Source organism: Hymenobacter agri, from assembly GCF_054778495.1.
In genome coordinates, this window is record NZ_BAAGZM010000210.1 from 1 (window position 1) to 6,605 (window position 6,605).

The 6,605-nt window shown below is 64.0% G+C and carries 5 protein-coding genes; 2 read left to right on the forward strand and 3 right to left on the reverse strand.

The window, feature by feature from the left end; genetic code table 11:
• A partial coding sequence (locus ACYVDE_RS11755) for a serine hydrolase domain-containing protein (protein ID WP_460501739.1) occupies nucleotides 1–1,232 on the forward strand: 1,232 nt, incomplete at its 5' end.
• A 137-nt stretch (nucleotides 1,233–1,369) separates the two neighbouring features.
• On the opposite strand, the gene ACYVDE_RS11760 is transcribed toward ACYVDE_RS11755, so the two are convergent.
• Nucleotides 1,370–3,424 (reverse strand): T9SS type A sorting domain-containing protein, encoded by a 2,055-nt coding sequence (locus tag ACYVDE_RS11760; RefSeq protein WP_460501740.1) that lies wholly within the window; start codon nucleotides 3,422–3,424, stop codon nucleotides 1,370–1,372.
• Nucleotides 3,425–3,664: 240 nt separating this feature from the next.
• Here ACYVDE_RS11760 and ACYVDE_RS11765 point away from each other — a divergent pair, with 240 nt between their 5' ends.
• On the forward strand, nucleotides 3,665–5,290 hold the full coding sequence (locus tag ACYVDE_RS11765) for a 3-(methylthio)propionyl-CoA ligase (protein ID WP_460501741.1): 1,626 nt from the start codon (nucleotides 3,665–3,667) through the stop codon (nucleotides 5,288–5,290).
• Between the two features lie 104 nt (nucleotides 5,291–5,394).
• Here ACYVDE_RS11765 and ACYVDE_RS11770 read toward each other — a convergent pair whose 3' ends face one another.
• A complete protein-coding gene (locus ACYVDE_RS11770) occupies nucleotides 5,395–5,655 on the reverse strand; it encodes a DUF2059 domain-containing protein (protein WP_460501742.1) in 261 nt (86 codons plus the stop codon).
• A 277-nt stretch (nucleotides 5,656–5,932) separates the two neighbouring features.
• Nucleotides 5,933–6,605, reverse strand: a 673-nt coding sequence (gene proC / locus ACYVDE_RS11775; RefSeq protein WP_460501743.1) for a pyrroline-5-carboxylate reductase, incomplete at its 5' end; no start/stop codon positions are given.

The following is a 6,605-nucleotide window of genomic DNA, read 5'->3' on the forward strand; positions in this document are numbered from 1 at the left end:
GCCGGGCGCTGGCGGCGCAGGCGTTCCCCGGCGCGCAGGTGCTCATTGCCCGCCGCGGCACGGTGGTGCTGCGCAAAAGCTACGGCAACCAGACGTATGCGGGCTTTAATAATGTGCTGGATGAGAAAAATGTGGGAGATGTGAAAAAGCAGAAAGGAAAAACTGTTTCCACATCTCCCGCATCATCAACATCTACCGCACTAACCACGCCGCGCCCGGTGCAGAACGACGACCTGTACGACCTGGCCTCGATGACCAAGCTACTCGCGGCCACGCCGGCGCTGATGCGGCTGGAAGGCGAACACAAATTCAGCCCCGACAGCGCGCTGGGTAACTACTTCCCCTTCCTGCGCGGTACCAACAAGGCCAATTTGAAGATGCGCGATGTGCTGGCCCACCAGGCCCGTCTGAAGGCGTGGATTCCGTTCTGGCAGGAGTTGCGGAAGAATAATGGCGAGATGCGCCGCCGCTACTTCCGCGCCGATTCGTCGGCCCGGTTCCCGCTGCCGGTGGCGGCCGGGTTGTGGGCGCGCAAGGATTTGCCGGCCCGCATTTATAAGGAAATAGGCGAGTCGCCGTTGAACGAGAAGCCGGGCTACGTGTACTCCGACTTGTCGTTCATTCTCTACCCCGAGCTGGTGAAGGCCCGCACCGGGCTGCCCCTCGATGCTTATCTGCAGAAGGAAGTGTACCGGCCGCTGGGCGCCACCACGCTGGGCTTCCGGCCCATCAACCGCTTCCCGCTCCGGCGCATCGTGCCCACCGAAGTCGACTCGGCCTTCCGCAAGCAGCTGCTGCACGGCACTGTGCACGACGAAGGCGCGGCTCTGCTGGGCGGCCTCTCGGGCCATGCCGGCCTCTTCGGCGATGCCAACGACGTGGCCAAGCTAGCCCAGACCTACGCCTGGGGCGGCCGCTACGGCGGCCAGCAGCTCTTCGACAAAGCCGTGCTGAATGAGTGGACCAGCTGCCAATTCTGCCCCGACAACCGCCGCGCCCTGGCCTTCGACCGCCCGGCCGCCAACCCCACGGTGAACTCGGCCAAAAGTGCTTCGCAGCGCAGCTACGGCCACACCGGTTTCACTGGCACCTATTTCTGGGTCGAGCCCGAGAAGGACCTGGTGGTGGTGCTGCTTACCAACCGCGTGCACCCCACGCGCCGCAACAATAAGCTGGGCGATTTGAGCGTGCGCAGCTCCTTGCTGCAGTTGGCCATTGAGGCGGCGCGGTAACGGCTGATAAATGTGAAAGGCAGAGTACTCCGAATTGAAAATTCGGGGTACTCTGCCTTTTAGCTTCTGCACTACTACAAACGCAAACGAGGGCCGGACAACCGCCCGGCCCTCGCTGCCACGCTGAAGCTGCGCCGCTACCTGGTTATCATCAGGGTGGTGGTTTTTACCGCGCCGTTGGCGGCCAGGCGGCAGTAGTAGAGGCCATTGGCTAGGCCGCGGCTATTCAGCGGCAGCGCATATTGCTGGCCGGCCTGGGCTTCGCCCGCAAAAAGCGTGGCCACCCGCGCGCCGAGGTAGTTGTACACTTCTACGGCCACGGTAGTCGGCTGCATGCTCCGGAACAGGACGGTGGCCTGGTCGCCGGCCGGGTTCGGGTAGGCTTCCAGGCTGATGGGCTCGCTCTGCGGGGCGTTCAGGCCGGCGCGGGCGGCTGCCGGGCAGGCTCCCAGCACATCGGAGTGGCTGGGCGTGGTGAGGTGGGCGGGCACGGCGCTGGGCGCAATGCAGATTTCGTGGCCGTTGTGGCACACCAGCACTTTGTCGTTTTTATTGCCGCAGCGCACATCCACCAACGCAATGGTAATGCTGGCCGAAGCCGTGCAGCCCGCCGCCGTGGTGCCGGTCACGGTGTAAGTGGTGGTAGCGGTGGGCGAGGCCGTAACCGTGGCGCCGCTGGTGCTGTTGAGGCCGGCGGCCGGGCTCCAGGTGTAGGTGCCCGTCACGCCCGAGGCGGTCAGGCTCACGCTCTGCGGCCCGTAGCCCAGAAAAATGGTCGTAACTGGCCCACCCGTGTACACCGTACTGGTGGCCGTAGGCGTGATGGTGGGGGCGGGCAGCGGGGCCGGCTCGCTCAGCGTTACCTGCGTGGTTTCACTGCAATTGTTGGCATCGGTCACCACCACGGTGTAAGTGCCGGCGCTCAGCCCGCTCAGGTCTTCGGTCGATGCCGCGAAGCCGCCGGGGCCGGTCCAGGCAATGCTGAGCGGGGCGGTGCCGCCGCTGATGGTCAGGTCGATGGCGCCGTCGCGGCCGCCGTTGCAGCGCACGTCGGTGCTGCTGGCGCTCAGGCTCAGGTTACAGAGAATAACGTCGAGCGTGACGGCCGTGATGGCCTGCACTCCTACCGGGTCTTGGGCCGTGAAGCTGAGTACGTGCGGCCCCACATCGGCCACGCCCGGCGTCCAGCTGAAGGTGCTGCTCACCGGGTTGGCCGGCGTGGGCAGCGCAAACGCCGAGCCCAGCGGCAGGCCGCTGCCCGCCAGGCTTACGACGTCGCCCGCGTCGGGGTCGTGGGCCTGTACTCCAAACGACACGGGGTGGCCCGCTACTACCTGAATGGTGCTGTTGTTGGCCGGCGTGGGGCCATAGTCGAACACCGGGCTGGCCGAGGCACCCACGATGCGGATGAGGAAGTCGACCATAATACTGGTCGAGCCGTCGGAAATGCGCACGATGGCGTTGTAAAAGTTGCTCACCGTTTTGCCCACCGTCGAGAACGTGGCCACCCCGGCCGGGGTGATGCTCAGGCCGGGCGCGTTGGTGAACGGCACGGGCAGGCTGCCGCTGGATACCAGCGAGTAGGTGAGCGGCTGGGCGTCGGAGCCGGGCACCGTGAAGGTGGCGGCCGGCTGGCCCACGGCCAGGTTCACCACGGCGGGCAGGGTCGAAATGGGCGAGTTGTTGGTGGTGCCCGTCGTTACGTCGGTGCTCACGTACCACGATTGGTCGGCGTTGTTTTGCAGCGGTGGGCTCAGGCGGTTGCCACCGGTGAAGGAGGCCGTGAACGAGCCAGTGCTGGCGTAGGTATGGGTAATCTCAACCTCGCCGTAGAAAGAATTGTCGACCAGATTTACCGAGGTAATGACCAGGTTGATGGGCGCGCCGCCCGAATCGCCGAATAATAAACTGCCGGTGTTTTCGGTGTCGCCCACGCTGGGCGGGCCGCCCGGCCAGGGGAAATCTTCCCGAAAGGCTTGGCTGACCTTGAACTTGATGGTGCGGCCGGTGGGGTCGCTCGCCACGGTTTGCCACGTCAGGCTGCCGTAGCGGTAGTGAGTGGCCAGGGCAGGGGAGGAAGCAGCCAGCAGCAGCGAGCAAATAAGGCTCAGCAGCAGGCCGAAACGAGGAACAAGCGCCGCAAGCCGCGACGGACGGGTGAACAGCGAGTGTCGGTGGTCAGCGTACCTCATAGCGAAAAAAGGGTAAGGGAGAATATAAACCGGGCGCAGGCTACTCGTGGTACCCTGAACAGCTTGCACAACCGAGCTCCTGCGATTCAGAAGTAGAACAAAGTTAATATATTATATAAAATATATTTATTTTAATTATAGAAGTTGCAGCATGCACAAATTGCCGGCAGCAGTGCTTTGCGGAAATGCGCCGCCATCTGCTACCTTACAGCCCTACACACGTTCCCACCCCGCCGTATTATGCAAGGACTGATGATGGCCGAGCCCCTGCGCGTGGCTTCGATAATCGAGCACGCCGCCAAGTGGCATTCCGATACTGAAATTGTGAGCCGCCTGCCCGAGGGCGGCATTCACCGCTACACCTATGCCGCCGCCAACCAGCGCAGCCAGCAGTTGGCGCAGGCCCTGCTGGCGCTGGGCATCGAAAACGGTGACCGGGTAGGCACGCTGGCCTGGAACACGCACCGCCACTTCGAGCTGTACTACGGCGTGGCCGGCATCGGGGCGGTGTGCCATACCATCAACCCGCGCCTGTTCCCGGAGCAGCTCGTCTACATCATCAACCACGCCGAAGACCGGCTGCTGTTCTTCGACCTCACCTTCCTGCCGCTCGTCGAGCGGCTGGCCCCGGTGTGCCCCACCGTCGAGAAATGGGTGCTAATGGCTGGCCCCGAGCACCTGCCCGCGCAGTCGGCCATGCCCGGGCTGTGCAGCTACGAAGACCTGCTGGCGGCCCAGCCCGGCGGCTACCAGTGGCCGAGCTTCGACGAAAACACGGCCTGCTCGCTGTGCTACACCTCGGGCACCACCGACCAGCCCAAGGGCGTGCTCTACTCGCACCGCTCCACGCTGCTGCACGCCTACGGCATCTCGCTGCCCGACTCATTGGGCTGCTCGTCAGCCGACGTAATCATGCCCGTGGTGCCTATGTTCCACGTCAACGCCTGGGGTCTGCCCTACGCCGCGCCGCTCAACGGCTCGAAGCTGGTACTGCCCGGCGCGGGCATGGACAGCGCCAGCTTGTATGAGCTGATGGAAACCGAGGGCGTCACGTTCTCGGCCGGCGTGCCCACCATCTGGCTGGCGCTGCTACAGTTTATGCGCGAGGGGCACCGGCAGTTCCGCACGCTGCGGCGCACGGTGGTGGGCGGCAGTTCGTGCCCGCCGGCTTTGATGAAGGCATTTGTAGATGAGCTGAATGTGACCATTACCCACGCCTGGGGCATGACGGAAACCAGCCCGCTGGGCACCGGCAGCCGCCTGAAGGCCAATCAGCAAAACCTGCCCGCTGAGGAGAAAGCTGCCATTCTGGCCAAGCAGGGCCGGGCCGTGTTCGGCGTCGATATGAAGATTGTGGGCGACGACGGCCAGGAGCTGCCGCACGACGGCGTGGCTTTCGGCGACCTGCTGGTGCGCGGGCCCTGGGTGGTGCGCGACTACTTCCGCACGCCCACGCCCGGCGAGCTCACCGCCGACGGCTGGTTTCGCACCGGCGATGTGGCCACCATCGACCCCGATGGCTTCATGCAAATCACCGACCGCTCGAAGGACGTCATCAAGTCGGGCGGCGAGTGGATTTCCAGCATCGACCTCGAAAACCTGGCCGTGGCGCACCCCGCCGTGGCCGAGGCCGCCGTCATTGGCGTGCCCAGCGCCAGGTGGAGCGAGCGGCCGCTGCTGCTGGTAGTGCGCCGCCCCGGCATGGACGTGAGCCGCGAGGAGATGCTGAGCTTCTTCAGCGGCAAAGTGGCCAAGTTCTGGGAGCCCGACGCGGTGGAGTTCGTGGATGCGCTGCCGCACACGGCCACGGGGAAACTGCTGAAGACCCAGCTGCGGAAGGATTTTGCGGGGTATTCGGTAGCATAAAATAGGGGAAGCGGCAACAAGCGCTGGCAGAAAAAACAGGCCATCATACTTCGCTAAGCTTAGCATGATGGTCTGTTTTTTTCTGAGTCGCGAGATGGCCAAAATTATTTCCCTTTCTCCGCTTCCATTTTGGCTTTAATAGCTTCCTGCAGTTCGGGTAAATGTTCCTGCACACGCTTCTGGCCGACTTCCATGCCCGATTGCATGAGCTGCGGCAGCACCGCCGACATTTTGCGGCCGGCCGGTGTTTGGTAAAACTTGGTAATATCGCGCAGCTCCGATTCTGTGAAGTTGCGGCTATAAATGTCGACCATATCGCCCTTTAGGCTGTTCCAGCTCATGTATTTGCCGAAAAACTTGCGCATTTCGGGCTCGAATGTGGCTGCTTCGGGGCGCTGTTTCAGCTGCGCGTCCAGCATCTGGTCGACCAGCTTGTCGAACGCACCGGGTGGGTAAATAAGGGCCAGCAGCGCTTCGGCAGCCTGGCGGTGACTGGCCGAAACGGGAGTCGGCGCTGCAGTGGTGGTGGTCGGCTTGGCCGTTTGGGCCTAGGCCGGCGTGTAGGCCAAGGCAGCGAACAGCAGGGGGAAAAGAAATTTTTTCATAGTCAAATAACCGGCGGAAATAAGATATGCACCGAGCCTAGCGGCCCAGCTCCTCAGCCCGGTCGCGCGCCGCACCAGCCCCGGCCATCAGGCCCTCGCGCACCGCGCCCGCGCCGAATGCGCTCAGCGCCGCCTCGGTGGTGCCGCCCTTGCTGGCCACGCGGGCAATCCAGTCCTGGCAGCTCAGGCCCGACTGCGAGTACAGCTCCACGGCCCCGCGAAACGTTTGGCTCACCAGCAGCTCGGCCTCGGCCCCGCTGAAACCCATTTGGGCGGCAGCGGCCATCAGGGCTTCCATGCAGTAGTACACGTAGGCCGGGCCGCTGCCCGAAATGGCCGTGCTGGCATCGATGGCGCTTTCGGTTTCAACGTAGACCGTTTTGCCGGTGGTGCTGAGCAGGTTTTGCACCTGCACCAGCTCGGCGCGGCTCACCTCGTCGGTGCTCGTGAAGGCCGTCATGCCCATGCCAATCTGGGCGGGCAGGTTGGGCATGGCCCGAATGATTTTGGGCGTGCCCAAGGCCGCGCGCAGCGTATCAATCCGCACGCCGGCCATGATGCTGAGCACAAGCTGCTGCGGCTGCACCAGTCCCTGCAGCGCGGCAAACAGCGCGGGCGAGTCCTGCGGCTTCACGGCCAGGATGAGGATGTCGGCGCCCGGCACGCATTCCTGGGGCGAGCCCCACACGGTGCCAATTTCGTGGGCCGCC